Source organism: Marinococcus sp. LNHM3E3-2.2 (assembly GCF_056034385.1).
This window is the reverse complement of the sequence record NZ_JBQLIC010000009.1, coordinates 1-26,823: the sequence shown is the minus strand read 5'-3', so window position 1 is coordinate 26,823 and position 26,823 is coordinate 1. Positions and strand designations below refer to the sequence as shown.

The 26,823-nt window shown below is 46.5% G+C and carries 33 protein-coding genes; 21 read left to right on the top strand and 12 right to left on the bottom strand.

All coding sequences use genetic code 11. The annotated features are described in order from the left end of the window. The first annotated feature begins 109 nt into the window (after positions 1-109). From ACTRXF_RS12215 to ACTRXF_RS12185, 7 genes are all read left to right on the top strand, one after another. A complete protein-coding gene (locus ACTRXF_RS12215; RefSeq protein ID WP_322525937.1) occupies positions 110-379 on the top strand; it encodes an IreB family regulatory phosphoprotein in 270 nt (89 codons plus the stop codon). After that, positions 376-801, top strand: a complete 426-nt coding sequence (gene ruvX / locus ACTRXF_RS12210) for a Holliday junction resolvase RuvX (protein ID WP_474261743.1) — start codon at positions 376-378, stop codon at positions 799-801. The genes ACTRXF_RS12215 and ruvX overlap by 4 nt, the downstream gene beginning before the upstream one ends. A gap of 17 nt (positions 802-818) precedes the next feature. Further along, positions 819-1,109: a DUF1292 domain-containing protein gene (locus ACTRXF_RS12205; protein WP_091611995.1), complete on the top strand. Its 291-nt coding sequence runs from the start codon at positions 819-821 to the stop codon at positions 1,107-1,109. A gap of 110 nt (positions 1,110-1,219) precedes the next feature. After that, complete coding sequence (gene mltG / locus ACTRXF_RS12200; protein WP_474261744.1) at positions 1,220-2,320, top strand: endolytic transglycosylase MltG; 1,101 nt, start codon at positions 1,220-1,222, stop codon at positions 2,318-2,320. After that, a complete protein-coding gene (locus ACTRXF_RS12195; RefSeq protein ID WP_474279261.1) occupies positions 2,305-3,012 on the top strand; it encodes an O-methyltransferase in 708 nt (235 codons plus the stop codon). The genes mltG and ACTRXF_RS12195 overlap by 16 nt, the downstream gene beginning before the upstream one ends. Before the next feature lie 60 nt (positions 3,013-3,072). Beyond that, on the top strand, positions 3,073-3,549 hold the full coding sequence (greA, locus tag ACTRXF_RS12190) for a transcription elongation factor GreA (RefSeq protein ID WP_474261746.1): 477 nt from the start codon (positions 3,073-3,075) through the stop codon (positions 3,547-3,549). Between the two features lie 184 nt (positions 3,550-3,733). After that, positions 3,734-4,552 (top strand): YrrS family protein, encoded by an 819-nt coding sequence (locus ACTRXF_RS12185; RefSeq protein ID WP_474261747.1) that lies wholly within the window; start codon positions 3,734-3,736, stop codon positions 4,550-4,552. Positions 4,553-4,608: 56 nt separating this feature from the next. On the opposite strand, the gene ACTRXF_RS12180 is transcribed toward ACTRXF_RS12185, so the two are convergent. After that, on the bottom strand, positions 4,609-4,824 hold the full coding sequence (locus ACTRXF_RS12180; protein WP_322525725.1) for a DUF2536 family protein: 216 nt from the start codon (positions 4,822-4,824) through the stop codon (positions 4,609-4,611). Between the two features lie 80 nt (positions 4,825-4,904). Here ACTRXF_RS12180 and mtnN point away from each other — a divergent pair, with 80 nt between their 5' ends. Next, complete coding sequence (gene mtnN, locus ACTRXF_RS12175; RefSeq protein WP_474279259.1) at positions 4,905-5,594, top strand: 5'-methylthioadenosine/S-adenosylhomocysteine nucleosidase; 690 nt, start codon at positions 4,905-4,907, stop codon at positions 5,592-5,594. A gap of 17 nt (positions 5,595-5,611) precedes the next feature. On the opposite strand, the gene ACTRXF_RS12170 is transcribed toward mtnN, so the two are convergent. Then, positions 5,612-6,229, bottom strand: coding sequence for an NUDIX hydrolase (locus tag ACTRXF_RS12170; RefSeq protein ID WP_474279257.1), 618 nt, complete (start codon positions 6,227-6,229; stop codon positions 5,612-5,614). Positions 6,230-6,317: 88 nt separating this feature from the next. On the opposite strand from ACTRXF_RS12170, the gene ACTRXF_RS12165 reads away from it, so the two are divergent. Next, positions 6,318-6,515 (top strand): hypothetical protein, encoded by a 198-nt coding sequence (locus tag ACTRXF_RS12165; RefSeq protein ID WP_462869288.1) that lies wholly within the window; start codon positions 6,318-6,320, stop codon positions 6,513-6,515. A gap of 81 nt (positions 6,516-6,596) precedes the next feature. Here ACTRXF_RS12165 and ACTRXF_RS12160 read toward each other — a convergent pair whose 3' ends face one another. The 10 genes from ACTRXF_RS12160 to ACTRXF_RS12115 all read right to left on the bottom strand — a co-directional run bounded on the left by ACTRXF_RS12160 (position 6,597) and on the right by ACTRXF_RS12115 (position 15,772). After that, on the bottom strand, positions 6,597-8,579 hold the full coding sequence (locus ACTRXF_RS12160) for a S9 family peptidase (protein ID WP_474279336.1): 1,983 nt from the start codon (positions 8,577-8,579) through the stop codon (positions 6,597-6,599). Between the two features lie 449 nt (positions 8,580-9,028). After that, positions 9,029-9,334 carry a HesB/YadR/YfhF family protein gene (locus ACTRXF_RS12155; protein WP_474261750.1) on the bottom strand — a complete coding sequence of 102 codons (306 nt, stop codon included), beginning with the start codon at positions 9,332-9,334 and terminating at the stop codon, positions 9,029-9,031. Positions 9,335-9,455: 121 nt separating this feature from the next. After that, positions 9,456-9,728, bottom strand: a complete 273-nt coding sequence (locus tag ACTRXF_RS12150; RefSeq protein ID WP_022793829.1) for an HU family DNA-binding protein — start codon at positions 9,726-9,728, stop codon at positions 9,456-9,458. 268 nt (positions 9,729-9,996) lie between these two features. Next, positions 9,997-10,380, bottom strand: a complete 384-nt coding sequence (gene mnhG, locus ACTRXF_RS12145) for a monovalent cation/H(+) antiporter subunit G (protein WP_474279255.1) — start codon at positions 10,378-10,380, stop codon at positions 9,997-9,999. After that, positions 10,364-10,588, bottom strand: coding sequence for a Na(+)/H(+) antiporter subunit F1 (locus ACTRXF_RS12140; RefSeq protein ID WP_474261874.1), 225 nt, complete (start codon positions 10,586-10,588; stop codon positions 10,364-10,366). Before ACTRXF_RS12140 ends, mnhG begins: the two co-directional genes overlap by 17 nt. Before the next feature lie 62 nt (positions 10,589-10,650). Further along, positions 10,651-11,127 (bottom strand): Na+/H+ antiporter subunit E, encoded by a 477-nt coding sequence (locus tag ACTRXF_RS12135; RefSeq protein WP_474261752.1) that lies wholly within the window; start codon positions 11,125-11,127, stop codon positions 10,651-10,653. Further along, positions 11,127-12,614: a Na+/H+ antiporter subunit D gene (locus ACTRXF_RS12130; protein ID WP_474261753.1), complete on the bottom strand. Its 1,488-nt coding sequence runs from the start codon at positions 12,612-12,614 to the stop codon at positions 11,127-11,129. Before ACTRXF_RS12130 ends, ACTRXF_RS12135 begins: the two co-directional genes overlap by 1 nt. Next, positions 12,607-12,948 carry a Na(+)/H(+) antiporter subunit C gene (locus ACTRXF_RS12125; RefSeq protein WP_022793834.1) on the bottom strand — a complete coding sequence of 114 codons (342 nt, stop codon included), beginning with the start codon at positions 12,946-12,948 and terminating at the stop codon, positions 12,607-12,609. The genes ACTRXF_RS12130 and ACTRXF_RS12125 overlap by 8 nt, the downstream gene beginning before the upstream one ends. Next, complete coding sequence (locus ACTRXF_RS12120; protein ID WP_474261754.1) at positions 12,948-13,370, bottom strand: Na(+)/H(+) antiporter subunit B; 423 nt, start codon at positions 13,368-13,370, stop codon at positions 12,948-12,950. Before ACTRXF_RS12120 ends, ACTRXF_RS12125 begins: the two co-directional genes overlap by 1 nt. Beyond that, positions 13,367-15,772 carry a Na+/H+ antiporter subunit A gene (locus tag ACTRXF_RS12115; RefSeq protein ID WP_474279253.1) on the bottom strand — a complete coding sequence of 802 codons (2,406 nt, stop codon included), beginning with the start codon at positions 15,770-15,772 and terminating at the stop codon, positions 13,367-13,369. The genes ACTRXF_RS12120 and ACTRXF_RS12115 overlap by 4 nt, the downstream gene beginning before the upstream one ends. Positions 15,773-16,137: 365 nt before the next feature. Between ACTRXF_RS12115 and ACTRXF_RS12110 the strand changes: the two genes are divergently transcribed. The 12 genes from ACTRXF_RS12110 to holA all read left to right on the top strand — a co-directional run. Beyond that, a complete protein-coding gene (locus ACTRXF_RS12110; protein WP_474279334.1) occupies positions 16,138-16,656 on the top strand; it encodes a YqeG family HAD IIIA-type phosphatase in 519 nt (172 codons plus the stop codon). Continuing rightward, positions 16,653-17,756, top strand: coding sequence for a ribosome biogenesis GTPase YqeH (gene yqeH / locus ACTRXF_RS12105; RefSeq protein ID WP_474279251.1), 1,104 nt, complete (start codon positions 16,653-16,655; stop codon positions 17,754-17,756). Before ACTRXF_RS12110 ends, yqeH begins: the two co-directional genes overlap by 4 nt. After that, positions 17,757-18,608, top strand: coding sequence for a shikimate dehydrogenase (aroE, locus tag ACTRXF_RS12100; protein ID WP_474261757.1), 852 nt, complete (start codon positions 17,757-17,759; stop codon positions 18,606-18,608). Then, positions 18,601-18,894, top strand: a complete 294-nt coding sequence (gene yhbY / locus ACTRXF_RS12095; RefSeq protein WP_322525738.1) for a ribosome assembly RNA-binding protein YhbY — start codon at positions 18,601-18,603, stop codon at positions 18,892-18,894. Before aroE ends, yhbY begins: the two co-directional genes overlap by 8 nt. A 16-nt stretch (positions 18,895-18,910) precedes the next feature. After that, positions 18,911-19,486, top strand: coding sequence for a nicotinate-nucleotide adenylyltransferase (locus ACTRXF_RS12090; RefSeq protein ID WP_474261758.1), 576 nt, complete (start codon positions 18,911-18,913; stop codon positions 19,484-19,486). Then, on the top strand, positions 19,473-20,036 hold the full coding sequence (gene yqeK, locus ACTRXF_RS12085; RefSeq protein ID WP_474261759.1) for a bis(5'-nucleosyl)-tetraphosphatase (symmetrical) YqeK: 564 nt from the start codon (positions 19,473-19,475) through the stop codon (positions 20,034-20,036). The genes ACTRXF_RS12090 and yqeK overlap by 14 nt, the downstream gene beginning before the upstream one ends. Positions 20,037-20,049: 13 nt before the next feature. Continuing rightward, a complete protein-coding gene (rsfS, locus tag ACTRXF_RS12080) occupies positions 20,050-20,406 on the top strand; it encodes a ribosome silencing factor (protein ID WP_474261760.1) in 357 nt (118 codons plus the stop codon). Between the two features lie 67 nt (positions 20,407-20,473). Next, a complete protein-coding gene (locus ACTRXF_RS12075; RefSeq protein WP_474261761.1) occupies positions 20,474-21,223 on the top strand; it encodes a class I SAM-dependent DNA methyltransferase in 750 nt (249 codons plus the stop codon). Positions 21,224-21,349: 126 nt separating this feature from the next. Then, positions 21,350-21,973: a helix-hairpin-helix domain-containing protein gene (locus ACTRXF_RS12070; protein ID WP_474261762.1), complete on the top strand. Its 624-nt coding sequence runs from the start codon at positions 21,350-21,352 to the stop codon at positions 21,971-21,973. Between the two features lie 72 nt (positions 21,974-22,045). Beyond that, positions 22,046-23,335 (top strand): homocysteine synthase, encoded by a 1,290-nt coding sequence (locus ACTRXF_RS12065; RefSeq protein WP_474261763.1) that lies wholly within the window; start codon positions 22,046-22,048, stop codon positions 23,333-23,335. Between the two features lie 114 nt (positions 23,336-23,449). Next, positions 23,450-25,747: a DNA internalization-related competence protein ComEC/Rec2 gene (locus tag ACTRXF_RS12060; protein ID WP_474261764.1), complete on the top strand. Its 2,298-nt coding sequence runs from the start codon at positions 23,450-23,452 to the stop codon at positions 25,745-25,747. Positions 25,748-25,837: 90 nt separating this feature from the next. After that, the coding region (gene holA / locus ACTRXF_RS12055) for a DNA polymerase III subunit delta (RefSeq protein ID WP_474279249.1) at positions 25,838-26,823 on the top strand (986 nt) is incomplete at its 3' end.

Here is a 26,823-nt window from a genome sequence, read left to right as displayed (position 1 = left end):
TCTATACAGTAATCGTATTAATTACCACAGTATAGGAAGGGAGCTTCTCCTCCCTTCTGCTTTTTATGAAATGATCTTTCGTGAAAAGTCATCCGAGGAGGTGGAGGAATTGGATACGAACGACCGGACCGTACGTTTTAACCGAGAAGAAGATTCTTCCGACCCGAAGGCCGAAGAAGTTCTGCTCAGCGTGTATGAAGCGCTTGAGGAAAAAGGGTATAATCCAATCAACCAAATCGTGGGATATTTGCTTTCAGGCGATCCGGCCTATATCCCCCGTCATAAAGAAGCAAGAACGATCATCCGCCAGCTCGAGCGGGATGAATTAATTGAAGAATTAATTCGACACTATTTGAAGGATCACCAATCATCCTCGTGAAAAGAGCGCTTGGTATCGATGTCGGAAAGAAAAGAATCGGGATTGCCATCTCCGACGCGCTGGGCTGGACAGCCCAGGGTGTAGAAACGATTCATTTAAAAACGACAGAGCCGGACGAAGCTTTTCCGCGTATTCTTGAGCTGGTTAAAGAAAATGAAATCGAGCAGCTTGTAGTCGGCCTTCCTAAAAATATGGACGGAACGATTGGGGGCAGGGGGAAGGAATGTCAGGCATTCGCAGAGAATCTTGAAGAATTTTCCTCACTGCCTGTAGCCTTGTATGATGAGCGATTGACAACGAAGGCGGCAGAACGCACACTGTTACAAGCAGATGTCAGCAGAAAAAAGCGCAAAAAAGTCGTAGATAAAATGGCAGCTGTGATGATTTTGCAGAGTTATTTGGACCATCAATCAAACTTATAGCAAAGAGGTGAAATAAAATGGCTGAAGAAGAAGAAAAAGAAAGAATTGTCATACCCGATGAGGATGGCAATGAACATTTATTTGACATCCTGTTTACATTCGACGCAGATGAGAGTGAGCAGTCCTACATTGTAGTGGTTCCATCAAGTGAAGCTGACAATGACGAAGTAGAGGTTTTTGCTTTCCGCTATGAGGAAGAAGGCGAAGGGGACGAGTCGGATATAAACCTTTTCCCAATCGAATCTGACGAAGAATGGGAAATGGTCGAAGAAATGGTGAACACTTACAGTGCTAACGAGATGGAGTAGAACCTGTTCTAACCGTAAAGGAAGCACACCGGATCTTCTTCCGGTGTTTTTCTTTATCATTATATCTGCCCTGCAGCTAAGTGAGGCAGTTAAGAGGAGAACATCCATTCATGAAAACGCTCATATATTCATATGCCGGGCGCCGCACTTCTAAAAAGAAAAAAGGAAAGGCGGCACTTTATTTCCTGGGGGCAATATTTTTGATGAGTGCCGCTTCGGCTCTCATATATGTGCTGTACATGCTTTTTCCGGCAGCGGAAAATGACGGGGAAAAACAAACCGTCGTTATTGAACAGGGCGCCTCCACGGAAGCTGCGGCTGAGTATTTGGAAAAGCAGCAGCTGATCAGAAACTCTGTTGTGTTTCAATACTACAGTTACTTACGGCCGGACAGCCTGAAAGCCGGTACATACCGGCTATCTGCTTCGATGAGTGCCGTAGAAATTGCCCGTACACTTGAAGCCGGGCAGCAGGCACAGGAACCGGTAGTTTCCATCACTATTCCGGAAGGCCGGTCTCTGGAGCAGATAGCACGAATCAGTGCGAAGAATGCTGATTTTTCAGAAGAAAAGTTTATGGAAACCGTCACCGATGAGGCGTTCATTCGTTCCCTAAGTGAATCTTATTCATTTATCAGGGAGTCAAATAATGAAAATGGCGTGCGCTACACACTGGAAGGTTATTTATCCCCACAGACGTATGAATATTATGGTGACTCCCCGGGTACCGAAGCAGTAGTGAAGGATATGATTGAACGAACAAACGAAACTATGGTAGAATTTTCGAATCAAATCACTAACAGCCCATGGACTGCCCGTGAAATATGGACCATTGCTTCTATTATAGAACGGGAGGCGGGACGGGCAGAGGACCGGGCTCCGATTGCCGGAGTGATCGAAAACCGGCTTGGGAAAAATATGCGTCTTGAGATGGATCCTACGGTGGCATATGCGCTCGGTGAACACAGGCTTCGTACTTCCTTCAATGACTTGCAGGTGACTTCGCCGTACAATACCTACCGAAACCGGGGCCTGCCGCCTGGGCCAATTGCAAGCCCGGGTATACAGTCGATCGAGGCAGCTTTGAATCCTGAAAATACGGAGGCGTTATATTTTTATGCCCGCCCGAACGGAGAAGTTATTTACAATGAAACGTACGAGCAGCATACACGCACCCAGAGAAAGTATGAAAGCGAATGGGAGAATCAATAGCTAAGAAAGCGGGCGAAAAAATGCCGGACATAAACAACCACTTTTATGAGTACCGGAAAGAGTTGGGTATCGGGCCGCCGACGTGGTTTGAAGAAATGATTGAAGAAGCGGAACGCGACCGTGTGCCGGTTATGGATGAAGAGGCCCTGCAGTTTATGATCGAACTTCTTCAGTTAAAAAGACCGGCATCGGTTCTCGAGATTGGCACGGCGATTGGTTATTCTGCTTTGCGAATGGCAGCTGCCCTTCCCGAAACGTCCATAGTATCGGTGGAAAAAGACGAAGAACGCTACAGGCGTGCAGCTTATTACCGGGCTAAAAGCCCCTGGCAGGAGCAGACTACGTTTGTTCTTGGTGATGCTTTAAACCTGCAGGAAGAATTTTCAGAAAAAACGACGTTTGATGCGGTATTTATAGACGCTTCCAAAGGCCAGTACCAGCGGTATTTTCAATTGTGCGAGCAGCTGCTGGCTCCAGGAGGGCTTATTATTAGTGATAACGTTTTATTCCGCGGTTTGGTCGCTGACCCGAAAGCAGATATACCTGAACGATTACAGCCGATGGTGCAAAAAATTCGGGCGTACAACCGCTGGCTGGTGGAAAGAAAAGACTTTCACACCAATATTTTCTCTGTCGGTGACGGCGTGGCAGTAAGTGTTCTGCTTCCGGAAGCAGCCGGTAGTATAACGTAAAATACTATAAAAATAAGCCGAAATATGATACATTTTTATACTGAATAGAGGAGTGAAAATATGCCAGAAGAAAAACAGCATTTTATGACAGAAGAAGGCAGAAAGAAGCTTGAAGAGGAACTGGAATATTTAAAAACGGAGCGGCGCCAGGAAGTCGTAGAGCGCATAAAAATTGCAAGAAGCTTTGGCGATTTGTCCGAAAACTCGGAGTATGATGCTGCCAAAGATGAGCAGGCCTTTGTAGAAGGACGCGTAAGCCAGATTGAGCAGATGCTCAAAAATGCTGCTATCATTGAAGAAGACACAGGTAATAACTCCGTAGTGTCGCTCGGAAAATCAGTACGGTTTAAAGAACTGCCAAACGGCGATGAAGAAAGCTATACGATTGTTGGAAGTGCAGAATCTGATCCGCTGGAAGGAAAAATTTCCAACGATTCCCCAATGGCCCAAAGTCTGCTCGGACGCCAGATTGGTGAACAGGTGACGGTTTCGACACCGGGCGGGGACATTGAAGTCGAGATTATTGAAATCGCCTAAAAGCCGTTCGGCAGCAATGAAAATTTAAGCACAGCGCCCTGCTTTGAGGATGTAAATCATAGGTCTATATTCCCTCGTTTTCCGAAAATATTTCCTTTATGATAAGACATGTTACGTTCTCTCTGCAGGGCGTGTTTTTGTACTACAAAAGCAATACATATGATAGGGGCAGGTGACTCATAAGATGTCGAACAACAATTATAACGACGACTCCGGCTCGCGCTTTCAAAAGAAAAGAAAAAAGCGGATGAATAATGTTTTAAATGCTGCTATTGGTATTGTAGCAGTCCTCATTCTGTTCTTTGGGATTCTGTTATTGTTTTTTAACAATAATAATGAACAGGCTGAAGATAACGGGGAAGAGATGGCAGATTCAACTAATACCGAAGAAGAGCAGAATGAAAGCGGACCGGAGGACAACCCGGACACTTCTTCTACAGAAGAAACCCCGGAAAACAATGCAGATGAAGAAGGTACAGAAGAAGAAACTTCAGAAGAAGCAGAAGAAACCTCTGAATCTGATTCTTCCTCTGAGTCCGATTCTTCTACAGAAGAAGATCCGGCTGCTTTTTCAAACGATGAAGCCGAAAATGACTCCTCTGAGGAAAGCACGACCAGTGAAGACTCGTCAGAAGAAGAGAACAGCAGTACTTCCGACTCGGAAGGCAGTGACAGTGCTGATACGGAAACGACTCAGGAAGACGGAGAATACGAACCGGTGGGCACTGAACAGGAAAGCTTTCAGGCTGACTTTACGCAAGGCGGTCAGAACTGGGAAGAAATGGAGAACGCTGTAGAAGCAGCCACTGGGCTTAGATCGACAGAAGGTAACAGCACAGTGCTCTGGAGACTCGAAAACGGAGGATCGCAGGATACGGCAAGAGCGGTTATCAGTGAGGACGCCAGCAGTGAAAACCCATACGAAGTACGCATGGAATGGGTGGACGGCGAAGGCTGGAAACCAACAAGCGTAGAGCGTCTTGACAGTAACCCGTACAACTAAAGAAAAACCGGCTTTCCTTGGGGAGGCCGGTTTTTCTTTATATTATTCTGATGAAATTAAGGGGTGGGGACAGCGCGGAAATGAACGACAGCGGTGTAAATTGAACGCCCGTTCTCTGAACGGGTGTGCACATGGTGCTGCACGTGATGAACCCCGAGCATCAGAGCTTCGTTTTGTTCGATCTTTTTTTGAATATCTGCTTCAAGCTGTTCAAGGGACGACGATTCAAAAAATTCGACCTTGTCCCGGATTGTTTGCAGGTTTAAGGACATATGTATTCTCCTTTGCGTTATAATGTACAGGGTAGTTTTACCAGTAATAATAATTGTAAATGATAAAGGTGGGTCCGCCAATGCGTTTAGGCATTATTGGAGCAATGGAAGAAGAAGTTGAATATTTAAAAAGCTTAATGGTAGATATAGAAGAAAAAGAAACCGGCGGCTGCTTTTTTTCTTTTGGGCGCTTAAATGGCCATGAGGTAATTCTTTTGCAGTCGGGTATTGGAAAAGTGAATGCCGCTATCGCCACCTCGCTTTTAATCGGGCTGTACAAGCCCGAAGCTGTAATTAACACAGGCTCAGCCGGAGGATTCAACCCGGACCTTTCTGTTGGCGATGTGGTGATATCCACAGAGGTGCGTTATAACGACGTGGATGCGACAGTGTTCGGATATGAATTCGGGCAGGTGCCAAATATGCCGGCAGCTTATCCTGCAAGCCGTGAATGGATAGAGAAAGCAGAAGCCGCCGCTTTGCAGGTGGACTTGAATACGCGGACGGGGCTGATTTTGTCCGGAGATTCGTTTATGAGTAAGACGGAGCAGGTGGACGCCTTAAAAGCTCATTTTGACGAACCTCAGTGTGCGGAAATGGAAGCAGGGGCAATTGCCCAGGTATGCTATCGGTTTTCCTGCCCATTTGTAGTTATCCGTTCGCTCAGCGATATTGCAGGCAAAGAAGCAAAGCAGTCCTACGATGAATTTTTAAAGCATGCTTCGAAGCAGTCAGCTGACATGGTTATTGCTCTTTTGGCCCAGGCATAAATCCATCGGAAAAGTGGTTAACGAAGAAGAGATACGGTGTGGCGGATAATTTGAGCCGTCAGCCCCCAAATAACAATATCCTGATAATGATACACAAACTGGGGCAGCGTTGTAGTGTTTGTCCGGTACGTTTCTTCATTTGGTATTAATGAAGTAGGAAACGTGTCTGAAAAACGCATGCCCATGTATACATTATGCTTTTCGGGTTCGTTCTTTAAAAAGAAATCAAGCGGCACGGTGAACAGTTCATCCACCTCCGACGTATTAGGTGAAAAATCACCGGCATAGTCAACTTCTCCAATATAAGGATAGACTATTCGCTGAAACGGCTGGACAACAACGTCCAAAGCTCCCCATACATCCATCGCTTGAGAGGGGATACCGGTTTCTTCTTCGAATTCCCGAAGTCCTGCAGCAAGAGGAGTAGGATCAGAGGCATCGATTTTTCCGCCCGGAAAACATATTTCTCCCGGCTGGGACTGCAGCGACCATGCTCTGCGCTCAAACATTAAATGATATTCATCGTGCAATGAAAGCAGGGGTACTACTACCGCTGCTTTTCGCATATGCTCTTCGCCCATTATAGCGGCGGAACGGGTGCGAATTCTATTTTTCCAATACCGGGCATTGTTCATAGTATCCTCCTTCTGGGGTATCATTGTTTTTTCTTCTTTCGAATGTGGTATATATATTTACAGGTACTACATTACAGGAGGGATCAAGATGTCAGAATCAGAACGTCTTAAAAATAAAGTAAAAAAAGAAAAAAAGCAGGAACCGGATAAAAAGCCGGGAAATGAAGAGCCGCCAACGAGCAGTGAAGATCCAATTCCGCTGGCAGATATGAAATACGAAGAAGAAGAAAACAGAAAAAAACACCATACTAAGAAGCGCTCCGGCAGTGAAGACAAAGATGGATGACGCTGGCCGGCGCGTAAATGAAATCCCGCTTCTACTGAAGCGGGATCATTTTATGCTGCACAGCGCCAAAAAACTGGAATATTATTTTTCGATATAATGGTTAAACCAGTCGATCATATGAACCAGCCGTTCAATCCTCAGAGCGGGAGGGCCGGAGCGGCTCAGTTCATGATTGGCTCCTGGAAAACGGAGAAAGGAGACCGTTTTGTTTAAATATTTCATGTTAATAAACAATTGTTCCGCCTGTTCAATCGGACAGCGGTAATCGTTTTCGCTGTGCATGATCAGCAAAGGCGTATGGATATCTTTGACGTAGCGGAGAGGAGAATGGTGCCAAAGCTTTTCCGGATCCTGATGGAGCGGTACGCCGATCTCCCAGTCTGTAAAGAAAAAGCCGATATCACTCACCCCGTAAAAGCTGAGCCAGTTTGAAATGGAACGCTGGGTAACGGCTGCTTTAAAGCGGTCGGTGTGGCTGATCATCCAGTTTGTCATAAAGCCGCCATAGCTTCCACCGGTCACACCCAGCCGATTACGGTCGACGAACTCATAGCTGTCGACTGCATAGTCCAGAATCGCGAGCAGATCCCCGAAATCCTTCCCGCCATAGTCTCGGCGGCAGGCGTCGGCGAAAGCCTGGCCATAGCCGTGGCTTCCCCGTGGATTGCTGAACAGGACACCGTAGCCCTCCGCGGCAAGCAGCTGAAATTCGTGAAAGAACGTGTGACCGTACATAGCGTGAGGTCCTCCGTGGATTTCCAGAATCAGCGGGAAGGTCTGTCCTTCTTCGTAATCAACAGGATACATAATCCATCCGTGTACATCCCAATGATCGCCTGTACGGACGGAAAGAGTTTCGGGGAGGGAAAGATCTACCTCCTTCAAAAAGCTGGCGTTTACGTCTGTGAGGCGGACACGGCGTTTATGCTCAATTCGCCGGCTGTAGAAATCACCAGGGTTGGAGGGATCACTGATGCCGAGCACAAACTGCTCGTTTTTAGGGTGAAAGGAGAACGAAAAGACGTGGTTGTCCTCATCATGAACAGCGGTGATTTCATTATGCATATCCATTTGATACAAACCAACTTTTCCGTTCTCACTTGCCAAAAAGTAAATATGCTCCTGATCGCTCGACCATACTGGCTTATCAGAGGTATGGCCGGTTCTGATATCGCCGATCATGTAGTCACCTATTTGGACGTCCCACTTTAACGTCATTCCTTTTCGTTCTTTTGTTAATGGATTGACCAGCCAGATTTGATTAATCGTAGCGCTTTTATATTCCAATTCGTGACCAGTGCATGCTATCCAGGAGCCGTCCGGCGACCAGCTGGCATTAGTAAACGTACCGGAAGAATCCGTCAGTCTGGAAATTTCTTTTGTCTCAATATTGAGTGTATACAGGTCCTGTACTGGAGAAATGTCTTCATCGCTGTTTCTGTTTGCCGTAAACACGATAAACTGACTGTCAGGAGACCAGTCAGGAGAGTGGTGATCGTAGCTGCCGTTTGTAAGCAGGGTAGTGTCTTCCCGGTCGAATCGGAATAAACCAATGTGGGCGCGTCTGCCATGGTGAAAGCCCCGGCTGTCTGATTTATAGCGGAGACGGTCGATTTTTACAGCAGAAGAAGGCTTGGCCGAAGAGTCCACCTCCGTGGTGAAGATGTCTTCTTCGGCGGCCTGTTCCGTCTCAAACAGCAGTTTTTGGCTGTCCGGCGACCATACTGGATTGGAGGCGCCGTGTTTAACAAAAGTAATCTGCTTTGGTTCTCCTCCTGAAGTACTCATCATCCAAATTTGGTTAAGGCCTGAGCGGTCAGACACAAAAGCAAGGCTGGAGCCGTCCGGGGACCATCGCGGCGAAAAATTTGTATAAGATCCAAACGTCCACTGAACAGGAACGTCGTCTGTTAAGTACTGCGTGTATATATTTGAATAGTAGCTGCCCGCATCACTCTGAATAGACTTTTGTACAAACGCATACCGCTCGCCGTCTGAAGAAAGGCGGGCATCATCAACAACGTGAATACGTTCTAAATCTGCTGCAGTTAAAGGTCTTTTCATAGACAAGGTAATGTCCTCCTCGTAGTATACCTGTGAGCCTGTTCGTTATGGAAAGGTTTCACGTATGTAGGGTGCTTTTTTAGTATAGTAAAACGTTTCGCAAAAAACAATCAAACCGCGGAAGGAAAGCTTCAGGAAAAAAGAGTGGAAGAACATCTGACATACATAATGAAAACCCTGCAGCAACTATGTACACTAATAAATAACAGGAGGCAGATGCTTCGTTCCAACATTTACATTGTTACCTTTCGCAGGAACAATCGAAATGGATCAGCCGTTATGGCTTTTCATTTTGGAGCAAATCATTTCCTGTAAGCCGTGAATAACAGGCTCTCCTTTAGGCATCACTCTCTCTCCCTTTGAAGCTGCGGGTATTTATGCCTGCAGCCCTTTTTTTATGATCAGGGCCTTTTGTGGCAGGTAAGGATAAAAAAAACGCAGAGTAGAAATTACTCTGCGTCACCGCTTTCATTGTATTCAAATACAATCGTATCGTGTTTTCGGCTGAAACTGACATGCAGGTTATGCGCGCGCAAATACCAGCTGTCTGCATCCTCTACAAAAAAAGTGAGGCCTTCTTCCTCTGTCGATACTGCCGGTTTCTCCGGTTCATCAAGAGCGATACCCATAGAAAAGCCGGGATAAAGCTGCGGAGAACCGCCATAACGAACGTAAAATCTTACAGTATCGCCGCTCTCAATGTTGAGTTCTTCCTTCATCCATTTAACCGCGGGACGGGTAATTGTTATATCCATAAACAAGCTCCTTCAAAGAATGATATGTAATTGTTCCCTTATTCGCATTGGAAGAAACACTAAAGAACTCCAAGAAAAAACAGCCCTTCTAAATCAGAAAGGCTGTTTTTAAATATTTATGTTAGTTTACAGCGTCTTTCAGCTGCTTGCCTGGACGAAATGCAGGGTTTTTCGTGGAAGGAATCTTAATTTCTGCACCCGTTTGTGGATTACGTCCTTTACGAGCGGCACGCTCGCGTACTTCAAAGCTTCCAAATCCAACTAACTGGATTTTGTCGCCTTTTTTCAAAGTTTCTGTGATGCTGTCGAATACAGCGTCTACAGCTTTGGAAGCGTCTTTTTTCGAAAGCTCAGCCTGGTCTGAAACTGCGTTGATTAAATCCGTCTTGTTCATGAAAATACTCCCTTTCATTCCATAAATTTAGAGTCTTTCATACCAAATTAACTCATGAAAAGCCCGGTATGTCAACCCTTCCATTTATTTTTGTAGGTTTCTAAGAAGAAAAGCCAGAAAAAATGCAAATATATTTTAAAAATACTTCCATTATTCTGGTTTTTTTCTTAAACCCTATCATAACAAGGGTTTGATAAGAATTCCAGTATTTATGAGAAAAAGATTGAATATCAAAAAAACTGGACCAGATAAAAGGTCCAGTTTTTTCTTAATGGTTATTATCGGTTTTTTCTTCGTGGTAGGATCGGTTCTTTTCCCTGGAACGGCTGAGAGCATCTTGCGAGCTCCCCTCCGCCAGCGGAACGCCGGAATTATACGCTGCTCTTGCGATCAAGTGGCCACCCACAGGTGCCGTCACAAATACAAATACAAGGGTCAGCACGAAGCGGAGACTGAAGGTTTGTGTGTGTACCATGAAAAACAAAAAGGCACCAAGAACAACGCACAGCACTCCTAAAGTAGCCGCCTTTGTGGCAGCGTGAGAGCGTGTGAAGATATCCGGCAGGCGAGTCAGACCGACAGCGCTTATGATGCTGAAGGCCGCTCCAAAAAGGGCGAGCAGTGCTACAATCCAGTCAACGATCTCGGTCATGCTCAATGACAACACCCTTTTCGATATATTTGGCGAAGGCTACCGTGCCGATGAAGGCCAGGATTGCAAGCAGCAGCATAACTTCGATGAACGCTGTCGTATTCAAAATAATGCAGAAGAGAGCTGTTAGGCTAATCAACTGAATGCCGATAACGTCGAGAGCAATAACGCGATCCGGCATCGATGGCCCTTTAAACACCCGGTACATTGTGACCAGAATGGATATAGTGACGAGCGTTGCTGCTGTGATATAAATCGCATTTAATATCATTATCTGCTTACCTCCCTAATCGCTTTTTCGAATGAATTGCGGATTTCCTCTTGAGCCGCTTCCACACTCTGCAGGTCCATCGCATGGATAAACAATGAACGGTTATCCGGAGCAACTTCGACTACCAGCGTTCCCGGCGTAAGAGTAATTAAAAGCGACAGCAGTGTTATTTCCCATTCGTGCTCCAGAGTGGTTTCCATTTCAAAGATCCCGGGACTGATGTTTAGTTTAGGACTCAGGATCTGCCGGGCGACAGAGAAGCTGGACAGAATTAATTCTTTAAAAAAGATAAGCATCAGCACGAGGGCCGCATAGACCCGGTGGAAATACAGTCTCTCCCGGAAAAAGCCCCGCATGAAATACAGGACAAGAAGACCAAGAAAAAAGCCGCTGATAAAGGATGCAAACGACCATGCATCATTAATAATCATCCAAAGCAGAGCCATAACAATATTGATCATAATCTGAAACGACATTATGAATTCCCCCCTAACACAGCTTCAACATAAGCACGGGGATTGATCAGCGTTTCTGCGGCACTTTCCACAAAAGGATACATAATTTCGGCACCAAAGCCCATGAATGCAGACAGCGCTACGAGAAAGACGATTGGAGGCATCTGTGCTTTAATACTGCCGTACTGTTCTGCGTGGGTAAGCATTGGTTCTCCCAAAAAGCCCTGAAGGAAAATGCGTATTACAGAATAAAGTACAAGCAGACTTGCAATCATCATAACTGCTACGACAATATAATGACCGGCTTCAGCACCACCGACAACAAGCATCAGCTTGCCGGGAAAGCCCCCAAGAGGAGGAACGCCGGCAAGAGCGAGAGCAGAGATGAAAAACATCCAGGTGAGAAGCGGGTGGTGCTTAATAATTCCCCCCATACCTGAAAGCTTACTGGTGCCGGCTGCAGTAATCAGTGCCCCAATAATCAGAAAGAGTGCTGCTTTAATAACGATATCGTGCAGCAGGTAGTATATGGCCCCTACAAACGCATCGCTGTTTAATGAAGCGACACCGAAGAGGATAAACCCAACAGCTACAATAACATTGTATACTAAAATCAATTTAACATCTCTGTAAGCAATTGCACCGATAACACCAATAATCATCGTTACTGCTGAAAGGACGAGAAGGATGGTATGTGTAATGGCCGTATCTTCAGTAAAGATAACAGAGTAGGTTCTAAAAATGCTGTAGATGCCGACCTTGGTCAAAAGAGCAGCAAATATCGCCCCTATGGCTGTTGGAGGTACTGAATATGATCCTGGCAGCCAGAAGTACAGAGGGAATAACGCTCCTTTTAATCCAAACACGATTAAAAACAAAATGGCAATAACCGTGATAATCGGTTCAGAGCCTGCTTCACTGACCCGCTCGCTGAGCTGGGCCATGTTCAGGGTGCCTGTGACGGCGTAAAGGTACGCCACGCCAATAACGAAAAAAGCGGAGGAAACGACGTTTACAATAACGTAGTTAAACGATTCCTTCAGCTGTGTTTTTGTACCGCCGTGGCCGATTAAAGCGTAGGAGGCTAAAAGAAGAACCTCGAAACAGACAAACAGGTTGAAAATATCACCAGTCAGAAAAGCTCCGGACACTCCGGCGATTAAAAACTGGAAAAAGGCGTAGTAATAATATTTTTCCCGCTCCACTCCGATGGTGCTGAAGGAGAAATAAATAATGGGCAGAGCCACAAGTGCCGTAGTCGTCGTTAAAAGCACGGCTAACGAATCTCCTACCAGAACAATGCCAAACGGAGCTTCCCAGCCGCCGAGTTCAAGAGTCATGATTCCGTTGGCCAATATGTACGTAAGCAAAAAGATATTGACGCCAATCAGAATCAGGCTCGTAATAAATGCCCAGGTACGCTGGGCGGTGACATGCTTTGGAAAAAACAAAGCTACGATCCCTGCGATGAGAGGGATAAGGACCGGAAGGATCAGCCAATTACTCATCAGTATCAGTTCCTCTCAGTTGGTCAGTCTCAGCCGCCCCGGTCACTTTGTACGTACGGTATCCTAAAACGAGAATAAAAGACGTTACTCCAAAGCTGATAACGATAGCTGTCAGTATAAGAGCCTGGGGAAGCGGGTCTACATAAGTGTCAGCTTCAAGACCAAGCAGTGGGGGGGCCCCAGTCTTCAGCCCCGCCATGGTCAAAAGCAGCAAATGGGCTCCGTGGCTTAAAACTGAGCTGCCAATAATAATGCGGATTAAGTTTTTCGTCAGTATTAAATACAAACCGACAGTAAATAAGAAGCCGGCAAGGATAGACATAATTATCTCCACTATTTATCCTCTCCGATCGTTTGAATAATAGTCATAGCCGTTCCAATAACGACCAGATAAACACCCAGGTCGAAGGCGAGGGTCGTCGTCAGTTCCAGTTCACCCAGTACGGGAAAATGAAAATAACCGAAGGTTTGTGAAAGAAACGGTACCGAGAAGAAAAACGAGCCTACGCCGGTACCGACAGCAAATACAAGGCCGATGGCGGTCATAAGTTTGTAATCAATCGGAAGGGCCCGGCGGATTGTTTCCATATCGAAGGCGAGAAGCAGAAGAACTAGTGCAGCGCTTGTCATCAGTCCTCCGATAAAGCCGCCTCCGGGCTCCTGGTGGCCGTTGAAAAAGATATAGACTGCAAACAGAAAGATGAGAAATGAAATGAATTTCGTTACTGTCTGCAAAATGATGTCGTTGTACTTCATTTATTCTCACCTCCTGCCAGCCGTAATTTAATTAAGGAGTAAACTCCGAGGGAGGCGATAGCTAATACGAGAATCTCAAGCAGGGTATCAAATCCCCGGAAATCCACTAGGATAACGTTTACGACGTTATTGCCGCCTGCTTCTTTGTAGCTGTTTTCCAAAAAGTAATCAGATATTGCCGGAAACAGTCTGGTGCCGCTGGCGGAAAGGCCGATTAATGTAACAGTGAGTCCGACTGCAGCTGAGATAACAAAGTTGACTGCATGAAATTTCGTTTCTTTCAGAGCATCGAAGATTTGAGGGAAATGATAGAAACAAAGTAAAAATAACGTCACCGAAACGGTCTCAATCGTCAGCTGCGTTAATGCCAGATCCGGTGCCCGGAATAATACGAAGAACAATGCCACCGTGTAGCCGAGCACGCCCAGAGAAATGACCGCCTTCAACCGGGACCGGGTAAACATAAGAATAAGGGAAGACCCTACCAGTACCAGAGAGAGAACGGCTTCATAAGGACTAACCGAAACCATATTTTCGAAATCGATAGTAAATGCTCCAGTACCGAAAAGTGAGAAAAGGAGCAGTACTACGGTGAAAGAGAAAATATATATAAAGTAATCTCTCACGAGCCCGGTCATATGCCAGGACATTAAGGCGTGAGAAGAGCGGTCAAGCCCTTCAAGAGAACGGTTGTACGCCTGATTAAACAGACGGTTTTCCGGAAAGATGGCGTGCATTTTATTCCATTTTTGCAGCGCCAGGAATATGGCCGTACCAAGCAGGACAACTCCGATAGTCATAAACAGTTCAAGGGAAAAGCCGTGCCAGAAGTAAATGTCCACCCCAAACGATCCTGTCTGGGCAAGCTCAGGCATAATAGACGCCATTGCCGGTTCGATAATCGTTGGCACGAGTGTGTTCGGGAAAAAGCCGATAAACAACACAAGAGCTACGAGAATGATGGGAGACAAAAGCATGCCAAGCGGAGCTTCATGTGGTTTGGTTGGAAGCTTTTCCTTCTGAAGCTTCCCGGTAAAGGTCCGGAAAATAATCATCATGGAGTAAACAAAAGTGAAAATACTCGCTGCCCAGGCGACGATTGGAAGCAGAATACCAATGGAATCTGCGCTGTACTGCGGGAAGTGAGTAATTTCAACCATGGACATGAAAAACATTTCTTTACTTAAAAATCCGTTGAATGGCGGCAGGCCAGCCATCGAAAATCCACCGATGACGGCAATGGTAAAGGAAATCGGCATTAATGTCATGAGACCGCCAAGCCGGCGGATGTCCCGTGTGCCTGTTTCGTGATCGATGATACCTACCATCATAAACAGGCTGCCTTTGTAGGTGGCATGGTTAATTAAGTGAAAAATGGCAGCTGCCACTGCAATCGTGTAGGCGTTGTTGTCGATACTGTCATAGTGAAGCGCTGCAGCCCCGGCGCCGAGCATCGACAAAATCATTCCGAGCTGACTGACCGTGGAGTACGCGAGAATGCCTTTTAAATCGGTCTGTCGTATTGCAGAAAGGGATCCCCATATGAGAGTAAGAAGCCCGAAGCCAGTGACAAGCCAGAACCAATAGGCACTGACCGCAAACAGGGGGGTCATGCGGGCGACTAAATAAATGCCCGCTTTAACCATTGTCGCGGAGTGCAGGTAGGCACTGACCGGCGTCGGTGCCTCCATTGCGTCCGGCAGCCAGATGTGAAACGGAAACTGGGCCGACTTTGTAAATGCCCCAAGCAGAATCAAAAGCATTGCCGGCAAAAACAGCGGACTGTCGGCGAGCTGATCCGAAGCTTCCAGGATGCCGCGAATGCTGTAGGTGCCGGTTACAGAAGCGATCAGCACAAAACCAACTAAAAGGGCAAATCCGCCCATAACGGTGATAAGCAGTGATTTCAATGCCCCGTAGCGGGATTTTTCTTTTGTATACCAATAAGAAATCAGCAGAAATGATGAAATGCTCGTAATTTCCCAGAAAGTATATAAAACGATTAAATTATCTGACAACGTCAGGCCCAGCATGGCCCCCATAAAAAGCATCAAATATGTATAAAAATTATTTAACTGCTCCTTATGCTTGTCCAGGTAATAGATGGAGTACAGAACTACGAGAGCCCCGATCCCTGTAATCAGCAGGGCAAATAAAAGGCCGAGACCGTCCACATAGGCAATATAATTAATGCCCAGGGAAGGGATCCATTCGAATGTTTTCATGACGGAGCCCGTGCCGGAAACGTCCGGAAGGTAGCTCAAAAAGTAGCTGAAAAGAATAATAGGAACAATAAGTACGAACCATCCTGTATGGATACGCGGAATAAATTTATACAGAAGAGGCACCAGCACAGCAGCCAGAAACGGTACAATGATGGCAAGGTGTAAAATAGTAAACATGAAGAACCTCCTTGTTAGTTTCGGTCGCCACTGAATTCTTTTCACATTATAGCGTATATCTAAACGCCTTGCATTAGAAGCGAATCCCGGAAACAGCAATCATTTCAAACACATATATAGGAAGAGACGGGGGCGCTTTTCACAATTTTTTTTCAATATTGCATGACGTCTCTAAAGAAAATTGAAAAAAAAGCTTCTGACGTTTATACTTGCTGTTTGTACGGCTTATGACGGAAAACAACGCCAGGTTATTGCGATATTTGAATAAGGGTTTGTTAAAATAGAAGAAATAAGTGCGTTTTATATTACAGTGAGCTGCAGGCCGGAAGTTAAAGCGGGCCTGCTTGAAGGGGGACGGGATTTTGATTAAGCGATTTATGCCGAATGAATACTTGCCGAGTGTTTTAGATCTCGATTTAGAACACCTGCGTGAAAACAATATTAAAGGTATTATCACTGATTTGGATAATACTCTGGTAGAATGGGACCGGCCGGATATAACAAACGAGCTTGATGATTGGTTTTTCTTTTTACAGGAGCAGGGTTTTCAGGTAACTATTGTTTCCAACAACTCGGAGCACCGTGTGCGCTCGTTTTCAGAGCCAAACGGTATCCATTTCATTCATTCGGCTAAAAAACCGATGGGCAGGGCGTTTCGAAAAGCGACCAGACGGATGGGACTTAAAAAGCGTGAAGTGGTTGTAGTCGGTGACCAGGTTCTGACGGATGTATTCGGAGGAAACCGGGCCGGATTTTACACGGTGTTAGTTGTGCCTGTAGCCCAAAGCGATGGCTTTCTGACAAAAATTAACCGGAAGATAGAACGCCGGTTAATGAAGCGGTTAAAAGACAGAGGACTAATTCAATGGGAGGATACACAATGACCGAAGAGCTGTACTGCACCGGATGTGGGGCGCCTATTCAAAATGAGGATAAAAATAAAGCCGGGTACGTCCCGACATCAGCGCTAGTAGACAGAGCGACAGTGATCTGCCAGCGTTGTTTTCGTTTGAAGCATTATAATGAAGTTCAGGACGTGGACATGGAAGATCAGGATTTCCGTGATAAGCTGCATGAGCTCGGCAGAAAAAAAGCACTTATTGTAAAAATTGTTGATGTGTTTGATTTTGAAGGCAGCTGGATTCCGGGATTTCAAAGATATGTCGGTGATAACCCGGTGCTTTTGATGGTGAACAAAACAGATCTGCTCCCGCACTCTTTAAATGAAAATAAGCTTCTCCACTGGATTCGCCGTCAGGCAAAGCAGCAGGGATTAAAGCCAAAAGACGTTGTTTTGCTGAGTGCCAAAAATAAACACGGGATTAAAAAAGCTGCTTCAAGCATTGAAGAGCTAAGAAATGGCAGAGACGTGTACGTCACCGGGTGCACTAACGTTGGTAAATCTACATTTATTAATGCACTGATTGCTGAATTCGGCGAAAATGAAGAACAGGACATTACTACTTCTCATTTTCCGGGAACGACGCTTGACATGATTGAAGTCCCTTTAGATGAACAGGCGAGTCTTTACGATACTCCCGGACTTATCAACGATAAGCAGTTCGGGCGCACACGGAGTCTTAAGGAACGGAAAGAGTTTATTCCTGAAAAGGAATTAAAGCCGAAAGTGTACCAGCTTGAAAGCGGACAGACGATATTTATCGGCGGTTACGTGCGCATGGATTTTGTTGAAGGCGATCCTAATTCATTTGTTGTGTTTATGTCTAACCGGCTTCCGGTGCACCGCACCAAGCAGGATAACGCTGACCGCCTCCACCCGGACAGGGTCGGAGACGTATTAAAGCCTCCGTACAGTGTGGAAGATGCGCCGGAATTAACGAAGCACCGAATTGAAATTAAAGAGGAAAAAACAGATATTGTTGTGCAGGGCCTCGGATGGATTACGGTAACAAACGCCCGTGCTTCCGTGGATATTTACGTGCCGGTTGGTACAGGAGTATCAAAACGGGAGGCGGTGATTTAATTGCCAAAAACGCTGCTTGGCTTAATCGGCCATCCGCTCGGTCATTCGCTGTCGCCGCAAATGCATAATGAGCAATTCGGAAAACTAAGCATAGACGGGTACTACCATTTGTTCGATATGCCGGAAGAAGAGCTGCAAAAGGGTGTACAGGCGCTTCGGCAGCTAGGGGCTGCCGGCTTCAACATTACCATTCCCCACAAAGTACGGGTGATGGACTATATCGATAAGCTTGACCCCTCAGCCGAAAGAATCGGCGCGGTGAATACGGTCGTAAGAGAAAATGATGCGCTTGTCGGATATAATACGGACGGGGAAGGCTATCTGGAATCTTTACTGGCTGTACGTTCATTGGATCAAATCAAAAATGCAAACATTCTTGTGATTGGAGCGGGCGGGGCAGCGCGGGCCGTATGCTACGCGTTAAGCCTGCGGGGCCCTGAGAGCATTACTATTGTGAACCGCACGCAGGAAAAAGCAGAACAGCTGAAAAAACATCTGGAAGATATAGCAGCTATCAAAGTAGCGGCTAAAGAGGAAGCGGAAAGCAGGAACCATGAGTACGACATACTAATTAACACTACTTCGATTGGGATGAGCCCTGAGATAAACAATTCCCCCTGGAGCCTCAAAAATGTAAAAGCTTCTGCATTATGCAGTGACCTTATCTATAACCCTTGGGAAACCAGGTGGTTAAAGGATGCCCGGCAGGCAGGGGTCGACACATTGAATGGAAGTGGAATGTTTGTTAATCAGGGAGCGCTTGCGTTCAAGTACTGGACGGGGACGGAACCGGACCGTAAAGCAATGCAGGCACTTGTCGAAGACCATCTAAAAGGAGAAAACAATGCTTAATAATAAACAAAAGCGTACTTTGCGAAGAGAAGCACATTCGTTAAAGCCACTTTTCCAAATTGGAAAAGAAGGTATGAATGAACAAATTATTACACACGTAGATGAAGCGATTGAAAAAAGGGAAATTCTGAAGGTGAACCTTCTGCAGAACTGCATGGAAGACAAGCATGAAGTGGCGTCTGAGCTTGCTGAAGGTACTGGCTCTGAAGTTGTACAGGTAATCGGAAATACGATCGTATTGTACCGGAGATCGAAAGACAATCCTGGGATTGAACTTCCAAAGTAAACAAGGAGAAGCTATTATGAATGAACGTATCGGCCTGTTCGGAGGCACATTTGATCCGCCGCATTTAGCTCATCTGATTATGGCGGAAGAGGCAAAAAATGCATTAAATCTGGATGAAGTCTGGTTTATCCCAGTCCACACACCGCCACATAAGCAGAGGGAGAAAATGATTTCCGGGGAAGAACGTCTAAGGCTTGTAGAAGCAGCGATTGAGGATAATCCCGGATTTCGAACGTCCTCCGTGGAGATCGAACGTGGCGGACCTTCGTATACAATTGATACAGTACGCTATTTTAAGCAGCAGGCGCCCGAAACGGAGTTCTTCTTTTTGATCGGCGGCGATATGGCAGACCAGATGGATAAATGGAAGGATATTGAAAAGCTTCGCAGGCTGGTTGAATTTGTATTTGTAAACCGGCCCGGCTACAACGGCCGCAAGCCTTCATGGCTGACCCAGGTGGAAGCTCCTGTGATGCACGTTTCTTCTTCGATGATACGCCGCCGGCTCAGGGACGGCGAAACCGTCCGCTATATTGTGCCGGGTAATGTATTAAAAGAGATTGAGAGGAAAAAACTGTATGGACAAAAATGAAGCTCTTCAAATCGTTAAAAAACAGTTGACGGAAAACAGATACAAGCACACACTCGGTGTCCGGGAGACCGCTTTATATTTGGCAGAACGGTTTGATATCGATTATAATAAAGTAGAGATAGCAGCTATTTTGCATGACTATGCTAAATACCGTCCTGTCGAAGAAATGCGTGAACTGCTCCGTGGAAAAGAAGAAGCCGGCAGGTTTATCGCCTACGGGGACGAATTGCTTCATGCCCCGGCCGGTGCTTATTTCATTCAGACAGAAGCCGGGATTGCAGACGCGGATATTGTTTCTTCTATTTACTGGCATACGACCGGAAAGCCCAATATGACAGCTTATGAAAAGGTGCTGTTTTTAGCGGATTATATAGAGCCAAACCGCACATTTCCTGGAGTGGAAAAAGTCCGGGAGGCGGCAGAATCAGATATAGACGCTGCCATCATCATGGCTCTTGGAAACACGATTCAATTTTTAATTTCAAAAAATGTTCCTGTATTTCCAGATACGCTTGCCGCTTACAACGATCTGGTGATGGAGCACAAATAATGGAGGCCTGTAGATGAACGAAAAGGAACTGCTTGAATTAGCGGTACAAACTGCTGACAGCAAAAATGCACACGATATCGTAGCACTTGATATGAGAGGGGTTTCACCGATTGCAGATTATTTTGTTATCGGGCACGGCACTTCTGAAAAGCAGGTGCAGGCGATTGCCACAGAATTGAAAAAGGCTGCGCACAAGCAGGGTCTCGACGTACAGAGGCTTGAAGGCTATAACGAAGCCAAATGGGTGCTGATCGATCTCGGGGATGTCGTTGTACACATTTTTCATGAAGACGAAAGAAATTATTACAACCTTGAAAAATTATGGGGAGATGCCGCATACGTGGAACTCGAAACGGTGCTTTCCCAGTAACAATGTAAGCCAGAAAGGCCTGAAAAATCAGGCCTTTTTTCTAATTTAAAATGAAGGGAAGTGCAGCATGGCCCACTCAATGTATAACGGCTTTGCCGAAGTGTATGACCGGCTGATGGCTGAAGCTCCGTATGACGCCTGGAAAGAAACCGTCATAAAAGAAGTCCCGGCCAATAATCCCAAAATGCTTGAACTTGGATGCGGAACCGGAGAGATCATGAAACGTCTCTATAACGAAGGATTTCATGCTGACGGCATGGATCTTTCAGCAGACATGCTTGCAGTGGCAGCGCAGAAATGGAGTGCTTCACGGGAAAGACCTGTATTGTTCCATCAGGATATGAGGTTTTTGGACGCGCCGGATACGTACCAGCTCATTTTTTGTTTTTGTGATTCCCTGAACTATTTAACAAAGCCGGAGGATGTTAAAGCTACCTTTGCCGGTGTGTATAATCATCTTGAAGCTGGTGGTGCCTTTATGTTCGACGTTCATTCCATTCACTACATAGAGGATATTTTGTCTGAGGTTTCCTTTGCGGACAATGATGAAGAGATTTCTTTTATATGGGATGTGTATCCTTCAGAACAAATCTGGGAGGTTGAGCATGAGCTGACTATTTTTTCGAAAAATGCAGATGGCACCTACAGCCGGTTTGATGAAGATCATGTACAGCGTACATTTGCCGTTAATGAATACAAAGAGTGGCTCGAGGAAGCGGGTTTTTCGACTGTCCGTATCACAGCTGACTTCACAGCGGATTTTCCGGATGAAGAAAGCGAGCGCATATTCTTTTTGGCGAAAAAAACAGACAAATAGTGTAAAATATTGTAATATATAGAAGTGAACACTCTCCTCTTTTATACGGGGGCCCTGCTCCCTTCCCCTCCTGAATTTTCCCTTTACTAATTAAACAAATAAAAGAATCTGGAGTTGATGCTTTCTTTGACGAGCCGTTGGAAATTAATTGCAGTCAGCGCCGGCGGAGCCGTGTGCCTTGGAATTATGTTTCTATTATTTTGGAGCGGACTACCCGGGAAACAGGCGGAAAAGCAGGAATCTGTTCCATGGGAAAATCAATCGGACGAAACAGTGCAGGAAGAGGCCTCCGGAAGTGGTTCTGAGCAGGAAGCTGAAGAACCCGGTGGAGTGGTCCAGGTCGATGTGAAAGGGGAAGTGCATGCCCCGGGCGTTTATAAACTTCAGTCAGATGAGAGAGTCGAAGAAGCGATCCAGAAGGCGGGCGGAATTACGGACAAAGCGGATATGCTTCAGGTGAATCTTGCAGAAAGAGTAGAGGATGAGATGGTTATTCATATACCTGGGGAAGGGGAGGAAACAGTTACTGGCCCGCTCGAAGAAAGCAGTGAGGAAGGGTCTGTGGTTAATGTGAATGAGGCGGAGCAGGTGGATTTAGAAACTATACCTGGAATTGGCCCGGCAAAAGCCGCAGCTATTTTAAGCTACCGGGAAGAGAACGGTTCCTTTGAAACGATAGAAGACTTATCCAATGTGAGCGGAATAGGTGAAAAGACAGTGGAGCAGCTCCGGGATTACATTTCTCTCTAATATTTACTTTTCGAAATAGTCTGATAAAGTTAAGAAAGGAATACTATTGTTTTTAGAGAAAGGAGCTTTCCTGTGGAAGAACATAAAGACTGGAAACTTGAAACACTTTCTGTGCATGCGGGCCAAACTCCCGATCCGGCCACTAACGCAAGAGCGGTGCCTATTTACCAGACAACATCCTATGAGTTTAATGATACCGACCATGCCGCTGATTTATTTGGCCTTCAGGAATTTGGGAACATTTACACCCGAATCATGAACCCGACCTCCGATGTTTTTGAAAAACGAATGGCTGCGTTGGATGGAGGTATCGGTGCGCTTGCTACTGCAAGCGGCAGCTCCGCTATTCATATTGCCGTATTGAATATTTGCAGCGCCGGAGATGAAATTGTCGCTTCGAGCGGCTTGTACGGCGGCACGTACAACATGTTTATGCATACGCTTCCGAAAATGGGTATCCAGGTTCATCTGGTGGATGGTACGGACCCGCGGGCGTACGAGGAAAAGATAAATGAAAATACAAAATTAATATTCAGCGAAATTATTGGAAATCCCAATGGCAATGTACTTGATATCGAAAAAATTGCCGGGGTGGCTCACGATAACGGGCTGCCTTTAATAGTGGACGCTACGACAGTTACGCCTATTCTGTGCCGGCCCATTGACCACGGCGCGGATATCGTCGTACATTCGGCAACAAAATTTATCGGCGGACATGGCACGACGATTGGCGGCGTGATTGTGGACAGCGGAAAATTCAACTGGGATAATGGCAAATTCCCAGGGCTTACAGAGCCGGACCCGAGTTATCACGGTGTCGTATTTACCGAAGCGGTTGGAGAAATGGCCTATATTTTAAAGGCACGTGTGCAGCTGCTGCGTGATTTAGGACCAGCTATTTCTCCAATGAACTCATTTTTGCTTCTCCAGGGGCTTGAAACGCTTCATCTGCGAATGGAGCGTCACTGTGAAAACGCCGAAAAGACAGCGTCATTTCTGGAGCAGCATGAGCTGGTGGACTGGGTGAACTACCCCGGACTTTCTTCACATGAGACGCATGCTACAGCGGAAAAGTATCTGCCGAAAGGAAAAGGGGCCATCCTGACCTTTGGCATCAAAGGTGGTCTCGCCGAAGGGAAAAAATTTATCGAAGCCTGCAATCTGCATTCGCACGTAGCGAATGTCGGAGACGCAAAGTCGTTAGTTATTCATCCGGCAAGCACCACGCATCAGCAGCTCTCTGAGGAAGATCAGCGTGCGGCAGGGGTATCGGCAGACCTTATCCGGGTTTCCGTTGGCATCGAACATATAGACGACATTCTTCGCGATTTAGAAGAAGCCCTCCAGGAAAGCCAGAAATAAACCACGAACGACAAAGCCTGCCTCGCTGGGCAGGCCCTTTCTTTTTCTTTTTCCTATCTTAATATTTAACATTTGGGGGTGAACACGATCCCCGTCCTATGGATACTTATATCTATGACAGCCCCAGTCGGAATGCTGCTCCGTGGAGATTTCTGGATGTGGGGGATTATTTGGCTTTGCTTCGGCGCCGGTTTTATCATATTGCGGCGCTTTCGGGTATTTGCTGCCGGTGCAGTATTAACACTGATCTTTGCCGGAAGCTCCTGGTACTGGGTGGAACACAACGATTCATTTTTTAACGGCACCGAATCAGAAATTACTGGTACCGTAGCCTCGCCTCTAACGTATGACGGCGGAAGGGCCCGTTTTGAACTTCGTACGGATACGGGGGAGTTCATACCGGTTACATGGTGGTTTGACACTGAAGAAGAAATACAGCAAAGCAAAAGTCTTCTTCCGGGAGAACAGTGCCGGTGGAACGGGGAAATGAAGGCACCGTCGACCGCTGGTAATCCCGGCGGATTCAGCTACGAGACTTATCTGTACTGGGAAAAAATACATTGGCTGTTTACGGTGGATAATAGTCAGAACGTTGAATGCTTTGCACGCTCAACGGGAGCCGTTGACACCCTCCAGCGGATCCGGGCCCAGCAGATGCAGCGTATTGAAAGGTTCTTTCCGCAACAGGCCGCTGGTCTGGCGGGCTCTCTGCTGTTTGGGGACCGTGCGTCAATGGCCGGCGAGGTGGAGGAAGCATACCGCTCGCTTGGTCTCGTGCACGTGCTCGTCGTTTCCGGCATGCATGTTGCCATTATTAGTGGGGCTGTATTTTTTCTGCTGAAGCGAATCGGGGTGACGAAGGAACGCTCCTATACGGTGATTCTCTGCCTTTTGCCCGTATATGCTGTACTGACCGGTGTAGCTCCCTCGGTGCTTCGTGCGGCCCTTGCTGCAGGATTTTTTATCGGCTGGCAGAAATGGGGGCCCCGCGGGCGGCATATGGATCCGGTAATTATTCTTTTGATGGTGATGGGGGTTATGCTCATTCTCAGTCCGGGCTATCTTTTTCACATCGGTTTTCAGCTCTCCTTTTTATTAAGCGCCCATCTGCTTCTGTGCAGAAAAAGAATGGCAGCCGCCGGGAAATGGATGAATATGGTCTGGGTTGCCGGTTCGTCAATGCTTGTTTCTCTACCTGTAATACTATGGAACTTCTATCAATTTTCTCTATGGAATGTACTGATTAATTTTTTGTTCGCCCCGGTTCTTCTATTCCTCGTTCTCCCCTTTTTGTTTTTGAATTACCTTCTTTCCTTTTTTATTGCTTCTCCTCCCGAAATCTTTTCTTTGGTTTTTTCAGCAATTGATTGGATGCACGAACTTTTTATCTATCTTGCCGGTATGCCGTGGTCCACAGTACTTCTCGGAAAGCCGGGTCCTGTTTTTATCGTTGTATATGCGGCAGGATGCATGGTGTTTATTACAGCGTGGAACAAAAACATGCGAAAGACAGCTATGTTTCTATCAGCAGCAGTCATGCTCGCGGCAGCAGTCTGGCAGTGGACGGCTCCTTATACAGATGGTCGGGGAAGAGTGACCTACCTTGACGTCGGGCAGGGAGACAGCACAGTCATTGAACTGCCTTACAGGCAGGGCGTGATGGTTGTTGATGGGGGCGGACGGGTAAGCTTTAACGACGAAGAGTGGAAGGAACAGGAGTCTCCCTTTGATCCCGGTGAGGCCGTCGTTGCTGAATATTTAAAATACCGGGGAATCCGCAAATTGGACACGGTAGTTGCGACGCACGGGGACGCTGACCACGTGGGCGGCCTGAAATACGTGGTGGAGCATGTGCCCACAGACGAACTATGGTATGGCAGAAGCGCCCAGTATGAGCCCGGGGAACGGGAGCTTTTGGCAGCGTTTGACAAACATACAGATATTAGGATCGTCGAAGGCGGGGAAAGTCACCATATTGGGAATACGCCTTTTTATGTTCTGCATCCCGGGGGTGAATCGGAGGATAAAAACGATCGTTCTGTTGTGTTGTATTTTGAGCTTGGCGGAAAGCGCTGGCTGCTGACCGGGGACGTTTCCACCGAACAGGAAAAACAGATAGTGCAGGCTTATCCTGGGCTGCAGGTGGACGTTTTAAAAACGGGTCATCACGGCAGCAGAACATCCACGGCCAAAGATTTTGTGGCAGCGGTTCAGCCGGAGCATGCGGTTATATCAGCAGGCTACTGCAACCGTTTTGGCCACCCTCATCCGGAACCTCTCGAAATACTTGAAAAAGCGGGCGTAAATATATGGCGTACGGATCTTCAGGGAGCTGTCCAGTTCATCACTTCTTCCCGGGAGACGCCTGGTATACTTACGGCAAGAGAGGAAATGCTTCCGGTGTGCAATTAAGTCAGGGTTTCTCGTAGGAATAAAAAAGAAAATAAGATAAAATAGAAAGAGAATACGTTCGGAAAGTGTGAGCAGATGGATTATATAACGATGGAAAAGCAGATACAGCAGGAGGACGTACAGCCGTTTTACCTTTTGCAGGGTGAAGAAGGCTATATGATTCAGGATATTCAGCAGAAAATTATTGGAAAAGCACTGGCGGAAGAGGAGAGAGAATTCAATCTGTCTACATTCGACATGCGTGAGACACCGGTGGAAATTGCTGTAGAGGAGGCGGAAACTCTCCCTTTTTTCGGAGAGCGGCGGGTGATCGTGCTTAAAAACTGCTACTTTTTAACGGGGGCAAAAGAGAAAGAGAAGGTGGAGCATAAAATCGAAGCGCTTGAAACATATGCCAGGAAGCCGAATCCTACTACTGTGTTAATACTGTCCGCGCCTTATGAAAAGCTCGACGCCCGGAAAAAGGTAGTTAAGGAAATTAAAAAACAGGCTGTGGTACTAGAAGCAGCCGCCGCCGGAGAAGAGACGATGAAAAAATGGATGCAGCAGTTTAATCAGGCCCACCAGCTTACAATGAGCCGCGAAGTCATGGACCGTTTTATTGTTCTTGCCGGGAAAGACCTTCTGATGCTTGCCGAAGAAGCGAAAAAGCTGCAGCTTTATACGGGGAGCGGGGAAGTGATGATGGAAACAGTGGATAAACTGGTGCCGCGCTCGCTTGAGGACAACGTGTTTGAACTGGTGGACGCCGTAGTCAAAGGCCAGGCAAAGACGATGCTGCGCATATATTACGACCTGCTTAAGCAGGGAGAAGAGCCGATCAAGATTCTGGCTCTGCTTGCCCGTCAGATCCGTATTATTTATCATGTAAAAAACCTGAAGCAGCAGGGCTATTCGCGAAAACGCATGGCCGGTTCGATTAAAGTCCATCCGTATGCGGTACAGCTTGCTGAAAAGCCGGCGGCGGCATTTTCGCATTCGTACCTACAGGACGCTCTGAAGCTGCTTAGTACTACGGATTACCAGATGAAAGCCGGGAAAATGGATAAGCAGCTCGCCCTCGAGCTCTGTTTTAT

Coding starts and splice junctions, on each gene's coding strand:
- ACTRXF_RS12115 (WP_474279253.1), bottom strand. CDS start 15,772: ATGTTTACTATTTTACACCTTGCCATCATTGTACCGTTTCTGGCTGCT.
- ACTRXF_RS12130 (WP_474261753.1), bottom strand. CDS start 12,614: ATGAGTAATTGGCTGATCCTTCCGGTCCTTATCCCTCTCATCGCAGGG.
- rsfS (WP_474261760.1), top strand. CDS start 20,050: ATGAACGAAAAGGAACTGCTTGAATTAGCGGTACAAACTGCTGACAGC.
- ACTRXF_RS12205 (WP_091611995.1), top strand. CDS start 819: ATGGCTGAAGAAGAAGAAAAAGAAAGAATTGTCATACCCGATGAGGAT.
- yhbY (WP_322525738.1), top strand. CDS start 18,601: ATGCTTAATAATAAACAAAAGCGTACTTTGCGAAGAGAAGCACATTCG.
- greA (WP_474261746.1), top strand. CDS start 3,073: ATGCCAGAAGAAAAACAGCATTTTATGACAGAAGAAGGCAGAAAGAAG.
- mtnN (WP_474279259.1), top strand. CDS start 4,905: ATGCGTTTAGGCATTATTGGAGCAATGGAAGAAGAAGTTGAATATTTA.
- mltG (WP_474261744.1), top strand. CDS start 1,220: ATGAAAACGCTCATATATTCATATGCCGGGCGCCGCACTTCTAAAAAG.
- ACTRXF_RS12195 (WP_474279261.1), top strand. CDS start 2,305: ATGGGAGAATCAATAGCTAAGAAAGCGGGCGAAAAAATGCCGGACATA.
- ACTRXF_RS12160 (WP_474279336.1), bottom strand. CDS start 8,579: ATGAAAAGACCTTTAACTGCAGCAGATTTAGAACGTATTCACGTTGTT.
- ACTRXF_RS12090 (WP_474261758.1), top strand. CDS start 18,911: ATGAATGAACGTATCGGCCTGTTCGGAGGCACATTTGATCCGCCGCAT.
- ACTRXF_RS12120 (WP_474261754.1), bottom strand. CDS start 13,370: ATGAAGTACAACGACATCATTTTGCAGACAGTAACGAAATTCATTTCA.
- ACTRXF_RS12140 (WP_474261874.1), bottom strand. CDS start 10,588: ATGTACCGGGTGTTTAAAGGGCCATCGATGCCGGATCGCGTTATTGCT.
- yqeK (WP_474261759.1), top strand. CDS start 19,473: ATGGACAAAAATGAAGCTCTTCAAATCGTTAAAAAACAGTTGACGGAA.
- ACTRXF_RS12135 (WP_474261752.1), bottom strand. CDS start 11,127: ATGTCGTTTCAGATTATGATCAATATTGTTATGGCTCTGCTTTGGATG.
- ACTRXF_RS12150 (WP_022793829.1), bottom strand. CDS start 9,728: ATGAACAAGACGGATTTAATCAACGCAGTTTCAGACCAGGCTGAGCTT.
- mnhG (WP_474279255.1), bottom strand. CDS start 10,380: ATGACCGAGATCGTTGACTGGATTGTAGCACTGCTCGCCCTTTTTGGA.
- ACTRXF_RS12060 (WP_474261764.1), top strand. CDS start 23,450: ATGACAGCCCCAGTCGGAATGCTGCTCCGTGGAGATTTCTGGATGTGG.
- ACTRXF_RS12170 (WP_474279257.1), bottom strand. CDS start 6,229: ATGAACAATGCCCGGTATTGGAAAAATAGAATTCGCACCCGTTCCGCC.
- ACTRXF_RS12155 (WP_474261750.1), bottom strand. CDS start 9,334: ATGGATATAACAATTACCCGTCCCGCGGTTAAATGGATGAAGGAAGAA.
- ACTRXF_RS12075 (WP_474261761.1), top strand. CDS start 20,474: ATGGCCCACTCAATGTATAACGGCTTTGCCGAAGTGTATGACCGGCTG.
- ACTRXF_RS12165 (WP_462869288.1), top strand. CDS start 6,318: ATGTCAGAATCAGAACGTCTTAAAAATAAAGTAAAAAAAGAAAAAAAG.
- yqeH (WP_474279251.1), top strand. CDS start 16,653: ATGACCGAAGAGCTGTACTGCACCGGATGTGGGGCGCCTATTCAAAAT.
- ACTRXF_RS12185 (WP_474261747.1), top strand. CDS start 3,734: ATGTCGAACAACAATTATAACGACGACTCCGGCTCGCGCTTTCAAAAG.
- ACTRXF_RS12180 (WP_322525725.1), bottom strand. CDS start 4,824: ATGTCCTTAAACCTGCAAACAATCCGGGACAAGGTCGAATTTTTTGAA.